The organism is Saccharibacillus sp. WB 17 (assembly GCF_008634075.2).
GTDB classification, from domain to species: Bacteria; Bacillota; Bacilli; order Paenibacillales; family Paenibacillaceae; genus Saccharibacillus; species Saccharibacillus brassicae.
On record NZ_VPFK02000010.1, the window covers coordinates 164,483 to 181,885 of the forward strand.

At 60.1% G+C, this 17,403-nt stretch carries 16 protein-coding genes; 9 read left to right on the plus strand and 7 right to left on the minus strand.

All coding sequences use genetic code 11. The features are described 5' to 3' along the window. Positions 1-107 precede the first annotated feature (107 nt). On the plus strand, positions 108-3,776 hold the full coding sequence (locus tag FTE24_RS03455; protein WP_237401614.1) for an S-layer homology domain-containing protein: 3,669 nt from the start codon (positions 108-110) through the stop codon (positions 3,774-3,776). 356 nt (positions 3,777-4,132) lie between these two features. On the opposite strand, the gene FTE24_RS03460 is transcribed toward FTE24_RS03455, so the two are convergent. Continuing rightward, entirely contained in the window at positions 4,133-4,975 is an 843-nt protein-coding gene (locus FTE24_RS03460) for a TrmB family transcriptional regulator (RefSeq protein WP_150234223.1), read from the minus strand. A 179-nt stretch (positions 4,976-5,154) separates the two neighbouring features. Between FTE24_RS03460 and FTE24_RS03465 the strand changes: the two genes are divergently transcribed. After that, positions 5,155-6,123, plus strand: coding sequence for a DMT family transporter (locus FTE24_RS03465; RefSeq protein ID WP_150234221.1), 969 nt, complete (start codon positions 5,155-5,157; stop codon positions 6,121-6,123). Positions 6,124-6,152: 29 nt separating this feature from the next. On the opposite strand, the gene FTE24_RS03470 is transcribed toward FTE24_RS03465, so the two are convergent. Further along, positions 6,153-6,707, minus strand: a complete 555-nt coding sequence (locus FTE24_RS03470; RefSeq protein ID WP_150234219.1) for a helix-turn-helix domain-containing protein — start codon at positions 6,705-6,707, stop codon at positions 6,153-6,155. Between the two features lie 136 nt (positions 6,708-6,843). On the opposite strand from FTE24_RS03470, the gene FTE24_RS03475 reads away from it, so the two are divergent. Together FTE24_RS03475 and FTE24_RS03480 are read left to right on the plus strand one after the other, a co-directional pair. Continuing rightward, positions 6,844-7,425 carry a LysE family transporter gene (locus FTE24_RS03475; protein ID WP_150234217.1) on the plus strand — a complete coding sequence of 194 codons (582 nt, stop codon included), beginning with the start codon at positions 6,844-6,846 and terminating at the stop codon, positions 7,423-7,425. Between the two features lie 52 nt (positions 7,426-7,477). Further along, positions 7,478-8,233 carry a class I SAM-dependent methyltransferase gene (locus FTE24_RS03480; protein WP_150234215.1) on the plus strand — a complete coding sequence of 252 codons (756 nt, stop codon included), beginning with the start codon at positions 7,478-7,480 and terminating at the stop codon, positions 8,231-8,233. 94 nt (positions 8,234-8,327) lie between these two features. Here FTE24_RS03480 and FTE24_RS03485 read toward each other — a convergent pair whose 3' ends face one another. Beyond that, positions 8,328-9,215 (minus strand): phosphatidate cytidylyltransferase, encoded by an 888-nt coding sequence (locus FTE24_RS03485; RefSeq protein ID WP_415663146.1) that lies wholly within the window; start codon positions 9,213-9,215, stop codon positions 8,328-8,330. Positions 9,216-9,443: 228 nt separating this feature from the next. Between FTE24_RS03485 and FTE24_RS03490 the strand changes: the two genes are divergently transcribed. From FTE24_RS03490 to FTE24_RS03510, 5 genes are all read left to right on the plus strand, one after another. After that, positions 9,444-10,025: a hypothetical protein gene (locus FTE24_RS03490; RefSeq protein ID WP_141447682.1), complete on the plus strand. Its 582-nt coding sequence runs from the start codon at positions 9,444-9,446 to the stop codon at positions 10,023-10,025. A 42-nt stretch (positions 10,026-10,067) separates the two neighbouring features. Then, complete coding sequence (locus tag FTE24_RS22930) at positions 10,068-10,646, plus strand: SEC-C metal-binding domain-containing protein (RefSeq protein WP_337190007.1); 579 nt, start codon at positions 10,068-10,070, stop codon at positions 10,644-10,646. A gap of 216 nt (positions 10,647-10,862) precedes the next feature. Continuing rightward, entirely contained in the window at positions 10,863-11,459 is a 597-nt protein-coding gene (locus FTE24_RS03500) for a sigma-70 family RNA polymerase sigma factor (RefSeq protein ID WP_202111738.1), read from the plus strand. Continuing rightward, positions 11,456-12,169: a hypothetical protein gene (locus tag FTE24_RS03505; RefSeq protein WP_150234210.1), complete on the plus strand. Its 714-nt coding sequence runs from the start codon at positions 11,456-11,458 to the stop codon at positions 12,167-12,169. Before FTE24_RS03500 ends, FTE24_RS03505 begins: the two co-directional genes overlap by 4 nt. Positions 12,170-12,301: 132 nt before the next feature. Then, positions 12,302-13,402 (plus strand): S-layer homology domain-containing protein, encoded by a 1,101-nt coding sequence (locus tag FTE24_RS03510; protein ID WP_150234208.1) that lies wholly within the window; start codon positions 12,302-12,304, stop codon positions 13,400-13,402. A gap of 758 nt (positions 13,403-14,160) precedes the next feature. Here FTE24_RS03510 and FTE24_RS03515 read toward each other — a convergent pair. From FTE24_RS03515 to FTE24_RS03530, 4 genes are all read right to left on the minus strand, one after another. Beyond that, a complete protein-coding gene (locus FTE24_RS03515; RefSeq protein WP_150234206.1) occupies positions 14,161-15,645 on the minus strand; it encodes a sensor histidine kinase in 1,485 nt (494 codons plus the stop codon). Continuing rightward, positions 15,645-16,325, minus strand: coding sequence for a response regulator transcription factor (locus FTE24_RS03520; protein WP_150234203.1), 681 nt, complete (start codon positions 16,323-16,325; stop codon positions 15,645-15,647). Before FTE24_RS03520 ends, FTE24_RS03515 begins: the two co-directional genes overlap by 1 nt. Positions 16,326-16,463: 138 nt before the next feature. Continuing rightward, positions 16,464-16,853, minus strand: a complete 390-nt coding sequence (locus tag FTE24_RS03525; protein ID WP_150234201.1) for a toxin-antitoxin system HicB family antitoxin — start codon at positions 16,851-16,853, stop codon at positions 16,464-16,466. Between the two features lie 166 nt (positions 16,854-17,019). Beyond that, positions 17,020-17,349: a hypothetical protein gene (locus FTE24_RS03530; RefSeq protein WP_237401608.1), complete on the minus strand. Its 330-nt coding sequence runs from the start codon at positions 17,347-17,349 to the stop codon at positions 17,020-17,022. Between the last annotated feature and the right edge of the window lie 54 nt (positions 17,350-17,403).

Here is a 17,403-nt window from a genome sequence, read left to right on the forward strand (position 1 = left end):
AAGGGGAGGTATTTTGTCATTGGTTTGTCATTGAGGCCGTTTATACTTGCTTGGTATTCAATAACAGGCAGCGAATTCATAACTGAGGGGGAATGGTTTTGGTTAAAATGAGGGGTGGAAAATGGACGGCGTCCGCGATGGCGGCGTTGGTGCTGTTTTCGTCGTACGGAACGGCTTTTGGCGCGGAGGCGCCGGCCGCCGGACAGGCTAAATCGGATATTAAGGGACATTGGGCGGAGAGCCAAATCGCGGATTGGATGAGCCGGGGACTCGTGACCGGATACACGGACGGCAGCTTCAAGCCGAACGGACAAATTACGCGCGCGGAGTTTTTCGCCTTGATCAACCGTTCGTTCGGGTTTACCGAAAAAGAAAACGTAAAATTCGGCGACCTGCCCGCGGGCAGTTGGGCTTACGACGAAGTGTCCAAAGCGGTCAAAGCCGGCTACGTATCCGGTTACGGCAACGGCAGCGTCGGCGCGGCCGATCCGATCAGCCGGCAGGAAGCGGCGGTTATCGTGGCCCGCCTGCTCGACCTGAAGGGCGACGCGGCCGGCGCGGACTTCTCCGATGCCGACAAGTTCGCGAGCTGGGCCGATCAGGCGATCCGGGCCGTATCGGCTTCGGACATCATGCGCGGTTCGAGCGGCCGTTTCAGTCCCGGCCTGCTTATCACCCGCGGCGAAGCGGTCGTAACGCTGGACCGCGCGGGCCTCGCCTACGCGGCTTCGCAGGCGAACCGCAAGTATGACGCGGCCGGCACGTACGGTCCGGCTTCCGGCAAAGAGACGGTGGCGGGCAGCGTATCGGTGAACGTGCCGGGCGTAACGCTGAAGAACATGGTCATCGAAGGCGACCTGATCCTCGGCGAAGGCATCGGCTCCGGCGACGCGTTCCTCGACGGCATCGAAGTCAAAGGCCGCGTACTCGTTCACGGCGGCGGCGAGAACAGTATCCACTTCAACGATTCGGTGCTGGTCGACGTCATTATCGACAAAGCTTCCGGCTTCGGAACGGTCCGCATCGTGTCCGAAGGCACGACCACGGTCGCGATGGTCATCGTGAATTCCCCGGCCGTTATTCAGGAAGCGGGTTCCACGGCGGCGGGCTTCGGCAACGTCAATGTCAACGCTTCGCTCCCGGCCGGCTCCAAAGTCACGCTGCAGGGCTCGTTCGAGACGCTGAACGTCAGCGCCAAGCAGATTCAGGTCGACCTGCCGGAAGGCACGGTCAAGAACCTGAACGCGGCTGCGACCGCGTCGGACCTGTCGCTGAACCTGAACGCGGGTACGACGGTCAACTCGCTCGTGCTGAACGCGATCGTCAAAGTGCTCGGCCGCGGCACGATCGTCGCCGCCGTCATGAACACGGGCGGATCGACGTTCCAGACGCCGCCGCAGACTTCCAGTGGTTCGGGCGCTTCGACTCCGGCCGTTCCCGCTCCGGTTACGCCGAACCCGGCCCCGTCGGTGCCTTCCAATCCGGCTCCGACCAACCCGACGACTCCGACGACGCCAAGCGTCCCGGCTGTCGATACGGGCGCGCTGAGTGCCGCAATCGCGGCAGGCGGCGAACTGCTGCAGGCCCATCCGTCCGGCGAGACGAACGGCAGCGTGGCGGTCGAAGCTTACGACGCCTACAAGAACGCCGTTCAGGCGGCTCGCGGGGTGCTGGGCAATACCGCATCGACGCAAGCCCAAATCAATGCGGCCGTTGAAGCGTTATCCTCGGCCACGAACGTGTTCCGCGCTTCCTTCATCGTCGTCGATACGAGCGCGCTGAGCGCCGCGATTGCGGAAGCCGGCATGCTGCTCGGCGCCCATCCGGTCGGCGAAGCGAACGGCAACGTCAGCCAAGACACGCATGACGCTCTCGCTTCGGCGATCAAAGCGGCCGATTCCGTTCTGCTGGACGCTCCCAATCTGACCCAGGGCCGGGTACAAGCGGCGCTGGACGAGCTGGCCAAAGCGGTCGCGGTCTTCCAGGGAGAAGGCTCGATCATCGTCGTCGATACGAAGGCGCTGAACGAAGCGGTAATGTCCGCCCGCCAACTGCTGGTCGAGCATCCGGTCGGCGAAGCGAACGGCAACGTGACGGACGAGGTCTATGCCGACTTCGAATCGGCCGTGCAGCTTGCGGCCGTCGTGCTCGGCAGCCCGGCCTCGACGCAGCCGAACGTCTATGAAGCGCTGGACCGTCTGGCGGTCGCCCAATCGGCGTTCCAGGGCCAATACGTGATCGTGAACCTGGAAGAACTGAAGCAGCGCTTCAACGCTTCGGCGAAGCTGCTCGGCCAGCATGCAGTCGGCGAAGCGAACGGCGAAGTTCCGGCTTCCGCCGCTGAAGCAATGCGCGCGGTGCTGGAGCAGGCCAACCGGGCATTGACCTCGCCGGCTTCGACACAGGCCCAGGTCGATGCGTTTGTCGCCGCGCTGGCCAAAGCCGATCAGGACTTCAAGGCCTCGGTCATCGTAAAAGTGAATATCCAGGCGGAAAGTTCGCTCTCTTCTGGCCTTCCGATGATCCGCGTGACCGAACTGCCGGCAGGCGCGAACCGTATTCTCGTCTACGACGGCCAGAAGCAGATCGGTTCCGCGAACTCGAACGGCCCTACCGCTTCCGTCAGCGTGGATTATCTGACGCCGGGCATGCATGCGCTGACCGTTCAGGTCACGAACGGCAGTATGCCGTCCGCGATCGGTTCGAACGTCCTGAATTACGAAGCGCTGCCGGCCGCTATCCGGCCGGCTTCCCAGATCAGCGCAGGTTCGATGCACGGAGTTACCCTGTCGGTAACCGGGTCGGTCTACACGTGGGGCTATAACAATGCCGGACAGATCGGCGACGGCACGACCACGATCCATCCGGCGATCTACGACGTACCGGGTCTGCCGACAGGCATCATTGCGGTGCAGGCCGGCTTCGACCATACGATGATTCTGACGCAGGACGGCAAAGTATGGAAATGGGGCCGCGGAGCGGGCGCGCTTCCGGCCCAGGTCTCGGGACTCGACCATATCGTCGCGATCGGCTCCGAAGGCGGAACGCTTGAAGTCGCGCTGAAAAGCGACGGCACCGTCTTGTACATGGAATCTTACGGCACGCGCAAAAATATGGAACTGACCGACGTCAAAGCGATCGTCGGCACATACTCTTCCGCCTATGCACTGAAAACGGACGGAACGGTATGGGCATGGGGCAGTTATAACGACAACGGACAGCTCGGCAATGACACGACGACAGGCAGCCAGATCCCCGTGCGCGTACTCGGCCTGCCGACCAATGTGGCGGAGATTCGCGGAGGCAACCAGCACGGCGTCGCGCTGACGGAAGACGGAGACGTGTATGCCTGGGGCTTGAACGAGATGGGCCAACTCGGCAACGGCACGCTGACGAACAGTCTGCACGCGATCAAGGTCGAGGGTCTGCCCAAGATTACGCTGATCGGTACCGGCAACTACAGCACGTTCGCCAAAGGCGTGGACGGCAAAGTGTACGTTTGGGGTGCCGGCTACACCGGCCAAATGGGACTCGGTAACACGAATTACTCCAATCCCGTGCCGCAAGCGATCAACTATAATCTATCGAAGATCGTGGCAATCAGCGGCGGAGGCAGCAACACGACGTTCGCCCTGATGGCCGACGGACGCGTCATGTCGTGGGGCTCCGGAAGCTCCGGCATGCTCGGCGACGGCGCCCAAAGCGGCGGTTACCGCCTGACGCCGGGAACTTCCATCCCGAACATGAATTTGTTCGGCAACGTGATCGAGGATTAATCGATCCTGAATGAATGGATCACGGTTTGACCCGGCGCCGCGCAGCCGCTTTCGGCGTTCCCCGGGAACGCCCGAACGGGCGCGGCGCCGGTCCCCCGCTTCGCCGCTTCGCGCGAACCGATTCGCTTCAATCGCTCCTTCCGCACGCCAAAGGCCCGTCATCCTCCAGGATGACGGGCCTTTTTGCTGCGTTCGGAAGCGGCGTAGTCCGCCGACCGCGGGCGACGCTTGGTGTCCTCGGCTGATGGACAGCGAACGTCCGCATTAGGCGGACATGCCTCTACGACTAGTCCCTACGGCAGGTCTCCTGCGGCCAGGCGCCGGCGGACCTGCGTCCGGCCGCGGACAAGTCCCCGCTAGCCGCCCAAGCCGAGCCGGGCCGCCATGCTGTAGCCGGTCGGCCCGGCGTTGTAGCGCCGGCGCAGCTCGATCAGGTTCGGCCCGAACGTCGCTTCCAGCGTCTCGCGATGCGCCTGCATCAGCTCATAGATGTACAGGTCGTGCACGATCACTTCCGTGATGGGCATGACCAGTCCCGGGTGCAGCGTCCACGCCGCGCGGCTGTCCGCGCCCAGCGATACGATACCCGCGACGACTTCGCGGTCGTCGGCGCTGACGACGATCCAGCGGCCGCCGTATTCGCGCGTGATCTCGTCGCTTGAATCGTGCGGATACACCTGCGCAAAGTCGAAATCCAGCTCGCCGTAGACGACGAGCAGCACGTCCAGCCCGCGCTGCGCGGCGGCGCGCAGCCGCGGTTCCAGCAGCCGCGCTTCCTCGGGCCAGATCTCCAGCAGCACGCGGGTCTCGGCCCGCTCGATCGTATCGGCCGCCCGCGCAAGAATGGCGTCCGCGCCCGTAATGTTCCAGATGTTCTCGCGGTTGGACGAGACGAACGCATAATGGTCCAGCGCCGTCTCCGCCGCTTCGAACGACGATTCGGCGCGCTTTTTTTTCAACCGGACCAGTTCCTGCGGCGGCAGCGGCGTATAGAGCGAAGGTTCTTCGTGGCTGATCAGCACTTCCCCGCGTTCGACGAGGCCGTTCAGCACTTCGTAAATTTTGGAGCGCGGAACGCCCGAACCGAGCGACACGGCATAGCCCGACAGCGGCGATTTATCCAGCAGCGCAAGGTAGGCCTTGGCTTCGTATTCGGTAAAATTCAGATCCTGGAGCAGTTTGATAATCTCGGGTTTCATGCGTGAGCCTCCCAGCGATTGATCTTGCGTCTTCCCCTTCTTCATCGAAGGTAGCTGACCCCATTATCCCACATCCCGCTTGACACCGTATAGCGCCGATGATATATCTGTATACTAGTGACTACTAGAGTAGCGACTACATAAACAGACATCGATCGGTCCAATTATGGAGGTGCAGAATGGGAATTATCGTTAGAAAACGGCCGGCGTCAGCAATCGGCGCAGCGCATACAAGCGCCGAACCGGCGGACTCTCTTCGGCGCGGCCGCACGCTTTACTTGATCGCCGCGTTAATCGCTATCGTGTTTTGGAGCACTTCTTTTGTGGGCACGAAGATCGCCTACGCTTCGTTTCCCCCGCTGACGCTCGGCGCCGCAAGGTTCGCGATCGCGTCGCTTATTTTGGGCGGCATCGTGCTGCTGCGCCGCGAGTTCGTGCGTCCCGCTCCCCGCGACCTCGGCTTGATGGCGCTGAGCGGGCTGCTCGGGACGACGGTCTATTTTGCGCTGGAAAATATCGGGGTGCAGCTGACGACGGCGTCGAGCGCCGCGCTGATCGTCGCTTCGTATCCGGCCGTGACGGCGCTGCTGGAATTGTTTTTCTACCGGACGAGAATCTCGTGGATGCGGGGGCTCGGCATCGCGCTTGCGATCTTCGGCGTATACCGGATTTCGGGCGGCGGCGCGGAGCAGGGAGGCCCGCACGAGCTGACCGGCAACCTGCTGCTGATCGCGGCCGGCTTCGTGTTCGCGCTCTACAATTTTGCTACGCGACAGGTCGTCGGCCGCTACTCGATGGTGACGGTGTCGTTCTACCAGACCGTCGCGGGCACGATCGCTTTTGTCCCGCTTGCGCTGATCGAGGCGCCGCAGTGGCGCGTTCCAACGACGGAATCGCTGTGGATACTGCTGTATCTGGGCGTCTTCTGCTCGGTCGCGGCGTTTATGCTGTACAATTTCGGCCTGCGGGGACTGACGGCCGGCACCGCGATGGCGCTGATGAACCTCGTCCCGATCATTGGCGTGGCGCTGTCGATCGGCCTGCTCGGCGAGAGCCTGCGTCCGGGCGACTGGATCGGCGGCCTGATCGTCATCCTGGGCGTCGCCTTGAGCGTGCGGGAGCGTCCCCGGCCGCGCGGCGAGGGCTGAAGAGGGTTGGCCGCCCAGGCCGCTTGCACTCAATCCCGATACCGGATCGTCATGCTGAGGCGCACCGTGTCCGTACCTGCGCTGCGGTAACGATGCGGACGATCCGCTTTGAACCGGATCGCGTCGCCGCTCTCCAGCCGGTACGTCTCGCTGCCGACTTCCAGTTCGAGCGCGCCCGCAAACAGCGTAATCCACTCTTCCGTACCTGCGCGGTGCGGCTGCGATCCAAGCGTTCCGCCGGGATCGATCTCGACCGTGTACACTTCAAATCCGGTCTCCGCGTCGTACGGAAACATCGGGTACAGCCGGTATTGCAGCTCCGGATCTTGCATCATCTGCGTATCGTGCCGGCGCACTACCACGGCTTCCGCCGGAGGTTCGACGATCAGCGAGGTAAAAGAAATCTTCAAGCCGTTGGCGATCTTCCACACGGTCGTCAGCGAAGGACTGGATTCGCCGCGTTCGATCTGGCCGAGCATCGTTTTGCTGATGCCCGTCAGGTCGGCGAGTTTGTCGAGGCTCAGTTTGCGCTCGGCGCGCAGGCGTTTGAGATTTTGGCTAAGGATCAGATTGATCGGTTCCATATCGGTATTCCTCCCAAGTATTTTGTGCGCTAAAAGGTCTGTATTGATCTTTTTAGCGTACAAGTCTATAATACGAATCTAACGTACGTTACAACGTACAATTTGATCCATTATAACATACGGGAGGTTGGGATGAATGATGCTTTTGCCGTTGTTGTCTTATGCTTTTGCTGCCAGCTTCACGCCGGGACCGAACAATCTAATGGCGCTCGACGGAGCGAGAAGATTCGGGTTTCGCGGTATGCGGTCGTTCGTGCTCGGCGTATCGGTCGGCTGCTTCGGCGTGATCCTGCTCTCCTGCCTGCTGAATTTGATGCTGTACCGCTGGCTTCCGGGGATCCGGATTGCGATGGGGCTGCTCGGCACCGCTTATATGCTGTGGCTGGCGTTCAGAATCGTGCAGGGCCCGGGCGGCGCGGACAAAGGAAAAGCGCGGCAGATCTACTCCTGGCGTACCGGATTTCTGCTTCAGTTCATCAATCCCAAGCTGCTGATGTACGGGATTACGGCCATCTCGACCTTCGTCATGCCGTACGAACCGTCCCCGGCCGGCCTGCTCGGGACTTCGCTGCTGCTCGGAACGGTCGCGCTCGCTTCGTCGGGTTGCTGGGCGCTGTTCGGCGCGCTGTTCCAGCCTTTTCTGCTGCGGCACGAGCGGAGTTTCAATGCGGTCATGGCCCTGCTGATGCTCTACAGCGCGGCAGCCGTATGGCTCTGATTACGAAACCCGGTTTCATTGGGTAAAATAGAGGAAAGGAGCGTGATGGAGCATGGACAGCAAACAGCGTTTTTCCGAACGGGTAGAAGCCTATATCAAATACCGCCCCGATTATCCGCAGGCGGCGCTCGATTATTTGTACGGCGAGGTAGGGTTGGATCAAGCGGAAGAGATTGCGGACGTCGGAGCAGGCACGGGTATCTTCTCCAAGCTTCTGCTGGAGCGGGGCAGCCGCGTCGCGGCGGTGGAACCGAACGCGGACATGCGGGCAGCGGCGGCCCAAGAACTCGGCGGACACCCCGGCTTCCGGGCGATCGAAGGTTCGGCCGAGCAGACCGGACTGCCGGAGCACGCTGCGGGAGCGATCGTCTGCGCGCAGGCGTTCCACTGGTTCGACCGGGCCGCGGCGCGGGCGGAGTTCAAGCGGATTCTGAAGCCCGGCGGTCCCGTCGCGCTGATCTGGAACAACCGCCTGACGCACGGTTCCCCGTTTCTTGAAGGGTACGAAGAGCTGCTGCAGACGTACGGCACCGATTACACCGAGGTGAACCACAGCCGGATTTCGCCGGATGACCTGCAGCACTTTTTCGGGGACAACCCGATGACGCTCTCCAAGTTCGGCAACCGTCAGGTGTTCGATTTCGAAGGGCTGAGCGGCCGGTTGAATTCTTCGTCGTACGCGCCCGCGCCGGGACATCCCCGGTACGAACCGATGATGGAAGAGCTGCGCCGCCTTTTCGATCGGACGGAGCAAGACGGCCAGGTCTTTTTCGAGTATGAGACGGAGATTTACTGGGGTACGCTGTAGGCAGATCGGCAGATAGACAGATGAAAAAAACCGCTGACCGATCGGGAACGATCGGGGTCGGCGGTTTTTTGGCGCTCGCTTGTCCGGCACTCTTTTACATAAAATCGAAGAAATACCGGACGACGTGGAAAAATACCGGCGCCGTGTACGTCAGGCTGTCGATCTGGCTGAGGTAGCTTTTCTTGAGCGTGGACGCTTTGTCTTCGTCGCCGACGAGCAGGTCGCGCTTGAGCACGGAGACGGTCAGGCTGCCGAAGAAGCCCGCGAGCGCCAGCAGCACGCCGAACCACGCGGCCGCGCCGGGACCGAACGGGGTCAGGTAGGGAGCGAGCGCAAGCGAAGCGCCCGTCGTCGCAAGCAGCGCGCAGACAAACCCTTCCCACGTCAGGTTCGGATTGGCGGTCGGCACCACTTTTCTTTTGCCGAAGTAGAGCGACACGACAGTGTGGATCACGTCGTTCAGTTGGGTGAGCACGACGAGGAACAGCACGAGCCCGCCTCCGAATTCCGGCGTCGCGAACTGGAAATACGCCAGATGGCTGAGACCGAACACCATGAGCATGAGGCCCCACTGGGTCGAGCTGACGCTGCGCAGAAATCCGAACGTACCTTTGCCCATCAGGCGCGGAATCGGCAGCACGAGGAACACATACAGCGGAATGAACACGATGAACATCCCGTACCAGCCGGTATAGATCCAGTAGAATTGCACCGGAATGGCGAGATACGCCCACAGGAACAGCCGCCGGTCCGCTTTGCGCGTGCCGCGGATCATGGAGAAGTATTCTTTGAGCGCGAAAAAGCACAGAATCATAAGCGAGACGAGCGACACGGCGGGCGTGAACAGCGTGGCAAGGCAGAAGATGAAGAACATGCCCCACCACGTCTTGATCCGGACGCCGATAGATGCATAATCTTTGTCGCGGTGCCGACGGCTGACGAACGCGTACACGAGATTGGCCGCGATCAGCACGGCGAGCACGAGCAGAAGCACGATATAGGAGCTGAACAAATCATCACCAACTTAGGGTTAAAGTAGCAGTCGAGTCCGCTTGACTATGCTATCATAAAGGAATCATGGAAAAAGGCGCAAGGCGAAAATCGGCCCGGTCCGCACTCCTCGGCGAACGCCGAATCGAAGCGGGGCGACCTGCTTGGGCAGGAACGCGATTTTACGCGCTTGACGCCGTGCCGGAAGGGGACCTTTGCGATGACGGATCAACGGTCCGTGTACATTTTGCTGACGAATACGGGGACGATTTTCACGAAAATGATCCGGACGTACACGCGGGCGCCGTACAATCATGCCTCGATCGCGTTCAACCGCGAACTGACGGAGCTGTACAGCTTCGGCCGCAAAAATCCGTACAATCCGATCGACGGCGGCTTCGTCCGCGAAGACATCCGCACGGGCACGTTCAGCCGCTATCCGAACACGACCTGCGTCATCTACGAACTGCAGGTCAGCCCGCGCGAGGTGGAGAAGATGCGCCGGGTGCTGAACGTGTTTATCCGCAGCCGGGAAAAATATCTCTACAACCTGCTCGGAATCGTCGGCGTGGCGTTCAAAGAGCCGGTGGAGTTCAGCAACTCGTATTTTTGCTCGCAGTTCGTGGCGGAAATTTTGCACCGGTCGGGCATCAAGATCTGGAACAAACTGCCCGCGCTCGTGACGCCGGACGATTTTCGCCAGAATCCGCGCCTGGAACTGGTCTACGAAGGGCGGCTGAACGAATATAAGCACGCGGCTTCGCCGGACGAACCGGCGGTCGAAGGCGCGGAGCCGAAATAGAACGGACGCACAGGCATTCATGCCAAAAAGGAGAGGTCGATTGTGAAAATCGGAAGAAACGACCCGTGCTACTGCGGTTCGGGCAAAAAGTACAAAAAATGCTGCATCGGCAAAGAAGTCGCCTTCACGGATTCCGCGAAGTTCGCGGAGCTGCAAAAGTCCGACCCGGCGTTCGCGCCGCGCCGCTACTACGTAGACCGGATCGCCGGGCTCGACGCCCGTTTGCAGAGTGAAAAGCGCACGGAGGAGCTGGAGTCCGAGCTGATGACGCTTGCCGGCGACCTGCTGGACGATCTGGACAGCGGACGCCTGCACGCGTTCACCCGTTACGGCGAAGGCTTCCGCCCGTCGGAACGCCGCCTGCTGCAGGAGCTGGCGAACCGGATCTGGGGCGGCCTCGTGCTTGGCGGCTTCCAGGAGCAGGACGTGCTGCGCGCCCTGACGGCTTTTGCCGCGGCAGCGCTGACCGCCGGATTCGGCGAGACGCCGCCGACGGCGGGCGCGCGGCTGGTCGCGGATGCGGACGGCAATCTGCTGCGCTGGGGGCTGACGCCGGGCGAAGACGGGGCAGAGCCGGACGGATTCGAGCTGGACGTGCGGACGGAGAAGGCCGAGGCTTGAAGGGAAACGGCCTTGGCGAAAAGCGATCCGCGCATTGATGAAAAGCAGGCACCAAGTGAACAAAGCCGCCTTCCGGGCGGCTTTTTTTGTCGTCCGTCTGTTGGGTCGTCGCATTTTTTTCGAAAAATAAAAAAAGAGGCGTTTCCCGAATAACCGATCTCCGTTTCTTCCGTCTGTAGAAGTGAAAGACATGCGTACCGGGAAAGGAGCCTTACAGTGAACGGACCCCACGAACCTTCAAGCTTGGACAGCGTCTCGCAGGACGAGAAAATCATCGACCTTTTCTGGAACCGCAGTGAATCGGCGATCGGCGAGGCCGCGCGCGAATACGGACGCTACTGCCAGGCCATTTCCTACAATATCCTGCGAAGCCGGGAAGACGCGGAAGAGTGCGTCAACGATACATGGCTGCGCGCCTGGAACGCCATTCCGCCGCAGCGGCCCGGCAAACTCGCGTTTTTCGTCGGCCGCATCGTCCGGAATTTGTCGCTGGACAAGTTCCGCAGCAAAAAAGCCAAGCGGCGCGGCGGAGAGATGGCTCCCATCTTGGAAGAATTGAGCGAAGCGATCCCGGGCGTCTCCGATACGGAGAGTATCGTGCTGGGCAAAGAGCTGGAAGGTGTCGTCAACAGCTTTTTGCGCACGCTGCCCGAGCCGGCCTGCAATCTGTTTTTGGCCCGTTATTGGCACAGCATGCCGTTGGCCGAGATGTCCGAAGTATTCGGCATCAAAGAAAACAATATCAAAGCATCCTTGTTTCGCACGAGGAGCAAACTGAAAGAATACTTGAAGAAAGAAGGGATGCGGCCATGAAGGACGCAGAGGACGAAGAACGCTTGTATCGGGCAATCGGCGAAGCGGACGACGAGCTGCTGGAGCGCCTGGAGCGGGTGCTGGCCGCAAGGCAGTCGGCGGATGCGGGAGCGCCGGACCCGCAGTTGTCAGCGCCGAGAGCGGGGCACACCAAGCGGCGCAAGCGTTGGAGCGCGGTCGCGGCTTCGCTGGTCTTCGCGGCGGCGATTCTGTGGGTCGTGAACGGGATTCCGTTCGATCCGGGGCGAGAGGCGGTCTATACCGCTTCCGGTCCGGTCGTCGACCGTCCGGCGGATGCCGCTCCGGGCGGTCCCGCATCCGGAATGACGGCCGCTCCGCGCGGCGGAGAGACCGTCTACGACGAAGACGTGCGAAGCGCGATCGACGCGAACGTCGATCCGCGAACGGAATATTTCGTCGCGATCGACATATTCGCGAACGGCGTTCCGCTCGATGCGGGCAGCGACGGCACGAAGGCCGAGCTGAAGCGCCTGCGCGAGCTGGGGCTGAACGTCGGCTATGCCGAAGCGTGGACCTACGCCGGTGCGGGCGAGCGCGAAACGTACCGTTACGCGGCGGGCTTCCTGACGGCGGAGCAGCTCGCGCGATTGACGCCTGCGCAGCCGTACGGCTATGCGGTGCGCTTCGCGGTTAACGGCGACGGCTCGCCGGTATCGGCGGAAGCTGGAATTCGGACCGATTTGAATTGAGGAAAAAACAAAAGTAAAAACAGAAATAAAAATAAAAAATAACCGAAATCGAAAAAATCCGTTGTGTAGGGTAGCACGACCCAAGCGCAAACCAAGCATGACCCATTCGAATTTTCCCGGGAGGAACTTACCATGAATTCAAAAATCGCAATCGCCGTCCTGTCCGCTTCCCTGATCGCCGCTTCGTTGAACGGTTACGCGGCCGCCGCTTCCGCAGGGTTCAAAGATCTCGAAAACGTACCTGGCCAAGCCAAGATCCTCGCGCTGCACGAAAAAAACATCGTAAACGGCGTCAGCGCCGTTTCCTTCGCGCCGCAGTCGCCGCTTACGCAGGCCGAAGCGCTTCAACTGATTGTCAAAGGCTTCAAACTGGACGAAAAAGAGCAAACCGATGCCTTGGTCGCGCTGAACACGCTGTTCCCGTCGGTCCAAGAAAGCGCCTGGTACGCGAATGCGTTCGGCTACGCGCATAACAGCGGCGTGGACATTCCGCAAAACGTGAATCCGTCCGCCAAGATCACCCGCGAGCAGTATATCGATTACGTCATGACCGGCCTGCAGGCCGTCGGCAAAATGCCGGCGATCGACGTGGCCGCTCCGGACATCGCCGATCTCGGCAAGGTCAATCCGGCCTATCTCGACTCCGTACAGTTGGCCGTCACGTTGGGCATCGCAAAGCCGGGTCCGGGCAAAAAGTTCAATCCGGCTCAGCCGATCACGCGTGCCGAAGCCGCCGTCATTTTGTACAACGCGGTAGACAATCTGGAGCATGCTGACGCCGATCGAGATCAAGGCGGCGTCCTGCCGAGCGAGACTGCGGGATCTGGCAGCTATGCTTCGCCGGGCAACGGCAAGTTTTTCGCGGTCGGCGGCTTGAGCCGGGCACTCGACGAGCATACCGGCGAAAACGTACGGTATCGGGTGTCCGTGACGCTGTTCCAAAACGGCCTGCCGATCGACGCCGAAAGCGCCGCAGGAGCGGCGGAACTCGAACGCCTTCAACGGCTGGGCTACGATATCGACTACGCCAAAGCCTGGACCTACCGGGGCGACCGGGAAAAGGCGGACTACACGTACATCGCGGCCGTGCTTACGGCCGAGCAGTTGAAATCGTTCAAAGCGTCCGCGACCTACGGATACGGCTTCGATTTCGCGTCGAACGGAGACGGCTCGGCCATCCAAGGCGAACAAGGCGTAATTACGGCTCCGAAAACGCCTCGTCCGATCGATTGATCAAGACGCACAAGGCGTAAGGGAAGGGAGCTTCCCAAGTACAGCCACCTGAATTCCGCCCAAAAAATGCTGCGACTCTCTATCCGTTCCGACCGATTCGCGGATCGACCGGATAGAGGCTTGCGGTATTTTTGCGTTCGGGGAGCCGGCGAAGGAAGCCTGCAAGGGAGAACGGAAGGGCGAACGAAGGACGAACGAAGGGCGGGACGGATAGGAGGCGGTGCCGATCCGATAGTGCGAATAAGCCTCCTCGCGCGGTTATTCGGGTGACAGCACCAAGGCGCCAGGAGGTACGCCGCTTTTGCGGCGGCGCGTGCGGAACTTCGGCGGCAGCTGCGGAATTTTCGCGGCGGGCGGCAAATTAACGGCGAGAATGCATTTAATTTGCCGCAGTTTGGATGAAAAGCGGGAATAGCTGCGAGAATACAGCTATTTCGCCTTCAAGCCGGCGGTTTCGGCAGAAAGGGTGGAAATAAGTGTTGTCAGGCAGTTATTTGAGCGAAGGCGGCGCGGATGGGAGGAATAAGTGTATTTTCGCAGTTATTTGGGTGAAAGCAGCGAAGGCAGCGCCGATAAGGGTTCGGACGCAGCCGTTTAGGCGGACTGCATCCGAAGAAAGTCCCTGACTGCATCTATCGCAGTTAGGGACTCGGCTTGGCGAAGCGTCGACGGGCCGACGGGCCGGCGCGCGGGGGAAGCGAACCGCTTGGTTCGCCACAGCCCGCTAACAGCTTGGCGAATCCGTTGAAGAAGCCGCTTCAAGCAGGCAGCTCCACGGTAAACGTCGTCTGTTCGCCGGGCGTGCTGGCGGCGGAAATGCGGCCTTTGTGCTGATCGACGATCGATTTGGCGATCGCGAGACCCAGGCCGTGCCCGCCCTGGGAACGGGTGCGGGACTGGTCGGTGCGGTAGAAGCGGTCGAATACCCGCGGCAGCTGTTCGGCGGGAATGCCCGCGCCGGTGTTGCGGATCGCGAGCGCGATCTCGCCCTGGCCGCGCTTGAGCGAGAGCGTCACGGCGCCGCGCGGATCGGCGTATTTGATCGCGTTGTCGAGCAGGATCATCGTCACCTGCACGATCTGCTCGCGGCTGCCGACGATCGCAAGGTCGGGCTCGATATCGTAATCGAGCGACAGATCCTTTTCGAAAATGACGGCTTCCATTGTCAGCATGACGTTCTCGACCGCGTCGCTTAGGTCGAAGCGCGACTGGACCATGCCGGTCCGCGAGTCGTCCATCTCGGTCAAATAGAGCAGGTCGCCGGTCAGCTTCGCCATGCGCTCGGTCTCCGACTTGATGTACAGCAGCCATTTCTCCTGGCTGCGGATGCTCTCGTCGCGGTTCGCTAGCAGCACGTCGGCGTTCGTGTTGATGACCGCAAGCGGCGTCTTGAGCTCGTGCGAAGCATCGCCGATAAACTGCTTCTGCTTCTCGAACGCTTCGCGCACCGGCGCAATCGAGCGGTTCGCGAAGAAGCGGCTGAAGAAGAACAGCACGACGAGCATGACGAGACCGACGGCCGAAAACGCGTAGATCAGCGTCTTCAGAATTTCCTGGCGGGCCGTCGTATCGATGAAGACGTACATCGTGCCGTCTGCGGATTGAATCCGGCCGAACGTCCAGCGGCTGTCGTCCAGCACGAAGCTGCCGCGTTCGCGGTCGGCCGCGGCAGCTTCCGCCAGCGCCGCGGCATAAAATTCGTCGGTCATGCTGAAACGGGACTCCGTCTCCGTCAGCGTTCCCGTCGAATCGGTACGCAGCATGAACGACACGGAACGCTGCGGCGGCGTACCGTTCGCGCCGAAGCCGCCGTCCTCGGGCGGCCCGCCCATCCCGCCTTCAAAAGCCCCGCTGCCCGCACCCGCGTTCGCACCCTCACTTGCGCCCGCATTCGCGCCTGCACTATCGCCCGCGCCTGCATTCTTGCCCGCGTCCGCACCCGCATTCGCGCCCGCACTTGCGCCCGCACCAGCCCCCGCCCCCGCCCCGCCGCCGTTCCCCCCGCCGTCGTCCCGGGGAATGCCGCCGTTCAAGCCGTCGCGGTACATATTGATCGTGCGCGCAAGATCCATGTTGATCTCGCCCTGCACCTGCCGGTAGGTGATCGTGTAGATGGTCGCGAACGCCGCCAGCATCAGGAGGACGATCGTGACCAGATTGACGATCAGGAAGCGGTCGCGCAGTTTTTTGAACAGCGGATTCGACAGGTCGTGCCGGCCGTTCGAGCGGATGCTTTTTTCCATTAGCCCTTACCCTCCTCCAGCACGTAGCCTACGCCCCGGATCGTCGAGATGCGCGTGTCCGAGCCGAGAAAATTCAATTTTTTGCGCAAAAAAGAAATATACACTTCCACGTTATTATGCTCCGCTTCCGAATCGAACCCCCACAGCTTCTCGATGATTTGCTCTTTGGACGTCACGGCCTGCTTGCGCAAAATCAGCAGCTCCAGCAGCTCGCTTTCCTTCGGATTGAGCTTGATCTCTTTGCCGCGCACGGTCAGCTTCGGATTGGTCGCGTTCAGTTCCAGATCCCCGTATTTCAGCGCGTCTTCGGGCATGACCTCGCCTTTGCGCCGCATGGCCGCCCGGATGCGCGCCAGCAGCTCGTCCGAGGAAAAAGGCTTCGCCACATAGTCGTCCGCCCCGTGATCGAGCCCCGCGATTTTGTCGGGAATCTCGCCTTTGGCCGTCAGCAGGATCACCGGCACGGCCATGTTCTGGCTGCGCACCGTTTGGAGAATGCTAATCCCGTCCATGCCCGGCAGCATGATATCGAGCAGCAGCAGATCGTAAATGCCGCTGAGCGCGTAATCCAGGCCGTCTTCGCCGTCGTGCACGACATCGACCGAATAATTGTTTTTTTTCAAAATTTGGGACAAGGCTTCCGCCAGGTGTTCTTCGTCTTCCACGATCAGGATTCTCATCTGTAGTCACCCTCTGTTTGAGTTTGGTTGAGTGCGTTCGCCGCTTGGCGCTGAATTTCTTTCATTATATCGGGAAAGGCTTTAGTGAACCTTAAGCGATTCAGGCAAAATAAAAAGCTCCCCTGCGGGAGCTTTGTGTCAATCGGCGTTGTGAACGGCTTCTTCATATCCGGTCTGGCGGGCTAAGCGGTATACGATTAATTGGTTGACGGATGTCGATTCTTTTTGGGCGTCTTGCAAGATTTGTTTGTGCAAAGACTTGGGAAGCCGCAAAAGCAGCTTTCCGGAAGGGAGGTCGTTCGGTTCCGGGATTTCGACACCTGCCTCGAGTTTGATCTCAAGGTAATCGCGCTTGATTTCTTCAAGTTCCTGTAAGGCTTCTATTTGAGTTCGACCGTCGGTATGGCATCCCGGCAGTTCTTCGATCTTGGCGAAAAAATAAGGGGCAGCATCGTTTTCCACTTTTTGAATAGAGGTGGTGTAAGGTAAATTCATGTAGTATTCAAGGTCTTTAATAGGCTCGTTCATCTATCGAAAAACCTCCCTCGTTTAATTGGATTTTACCCAGTACCTTGACCGATAGGAAAAGAGAAGTTGCGGGTGCCGCAGGTATTCCTTCCCGAATTCGCTACGGCCAACGTACCGATTATGTAAGAGCCTTTGATTCATACCGAGCTTGGCAGGTAGAACGGGGTTATTCCCCTTCTACCATCGCCAGAATCTCGGTTATGTAAGAAATTTTCACAGGAGAGGCATCTTTCAATACAAAAACGTCTCCTCTTGTATTCTTAAATATCCGATGGGACGTTCCGCGTTTTCGAACAAGCGTATAGTCATAATGATTCAAGACTTTTACGGCTTCTTCATAGCGAATCCCGTGCGGCTGGCTTCTCATCTTTTCGATGATCTTGTGTACCGCCGCCATATCATCACCTCCACTCAATATGATATCGCTTGTGATATCATATTTCAACAATGAAAGACCTTCTTTTATAAAGAAATGTACAAACAGATCTTCTCGCATGCCTTTTACAAAACTCTCGATTTGTTTAAGATTCGCTAAAGGTTACCGGCCTAA

Coding starts and splice junctions, on each gene's coding strand:
- FTE24_RS03455 (WP_237401614.1), top strand. CDS start 108: ATGAGGGGTGGAAAATGGACGGCGTCCGCGATGGCGGCGTTGGTGCTG.
- FTE24_RS03460 (WP_150234223.1), bottom strand. CDS start 4,975: ATGAAACCCGAGATTATCAAACTGCTCCAGGATCTGAATTTTACCGAA.
- FTE24_RS03465 (WP_150234221.1), top strand. CDS start 5,155: ATGGGAATTATCGTTAGAAAACGGCCGGCGTCAGCAATCGGCGCAGCG.
- FTE24_RS03470 (WP_150234219.1), bottom strand. CDS start 6,707: ATGGAACCGATCAATCTGATCCTTAGCCAAAATCTCAAACGCCTGCGC.
- FTE24_RS03475 (WP_150234217.1), top strand. CDS start 6,844: ATGATGCTTTTGCCGTTGTTGTCTTATGCTTTTGCTGCCAGCTTCACG.
- FTE24_RS03480 (WP_150234215.1), top strand. CDS start 7,478: ATGGACAGCAAACAGCGTTTTTCCGAACGGGTAGAAGCCTATATCAAA.
- FTE24_RS03490 (WP_141447682.1), top strand. CDS start 9,444: ATGACGGATCAACGGTCCGTGTACATTTTGCTGACGAATACGGGGACG.
- FTE24_RS03505 (WP_150234210.1), top strand. CDS start 11,456: ATGAAGGACGCAGAGGACGAAGAACGCTTGTATCGGGCAATCGGCGAA.
- FTE24_RS03510 (WP_150234208.1), top strand. CDS start 12,302: ATGAATTCAAAAATCGCAATCGCCGTCCTGTCCGCTTCCCTGATCGCC.
- FTE24_RS03515 (WP_150234206.1), bottom strand. CDS start 15,645: ATGGAAAAAAGCATCCGCTCGAACGGCCGGCACGACCTGTCGAATCCG.
- FTE24_RS03520 (WP_150234203.1), bottom strand. CDS start 16,325: ATGAGAATCCTGATCGTGGAAGACGAAGAACACCTGGCGGAAGCCTTG.
- FTE24_RS03525 (WP_150234201.1), bottom strand. CDS start 16,853: ATGAACGAGCCTATTAAAGACCTTGAATACTACATGAATTTACCTTAC.
- FTE24_RS03530 (WP_237401608.1), bottom strand. CDS start 17,349: ATGCGAGAAGATCTGTTTGTACATTTCTTTATAAAAGAAGGTCTTTCA.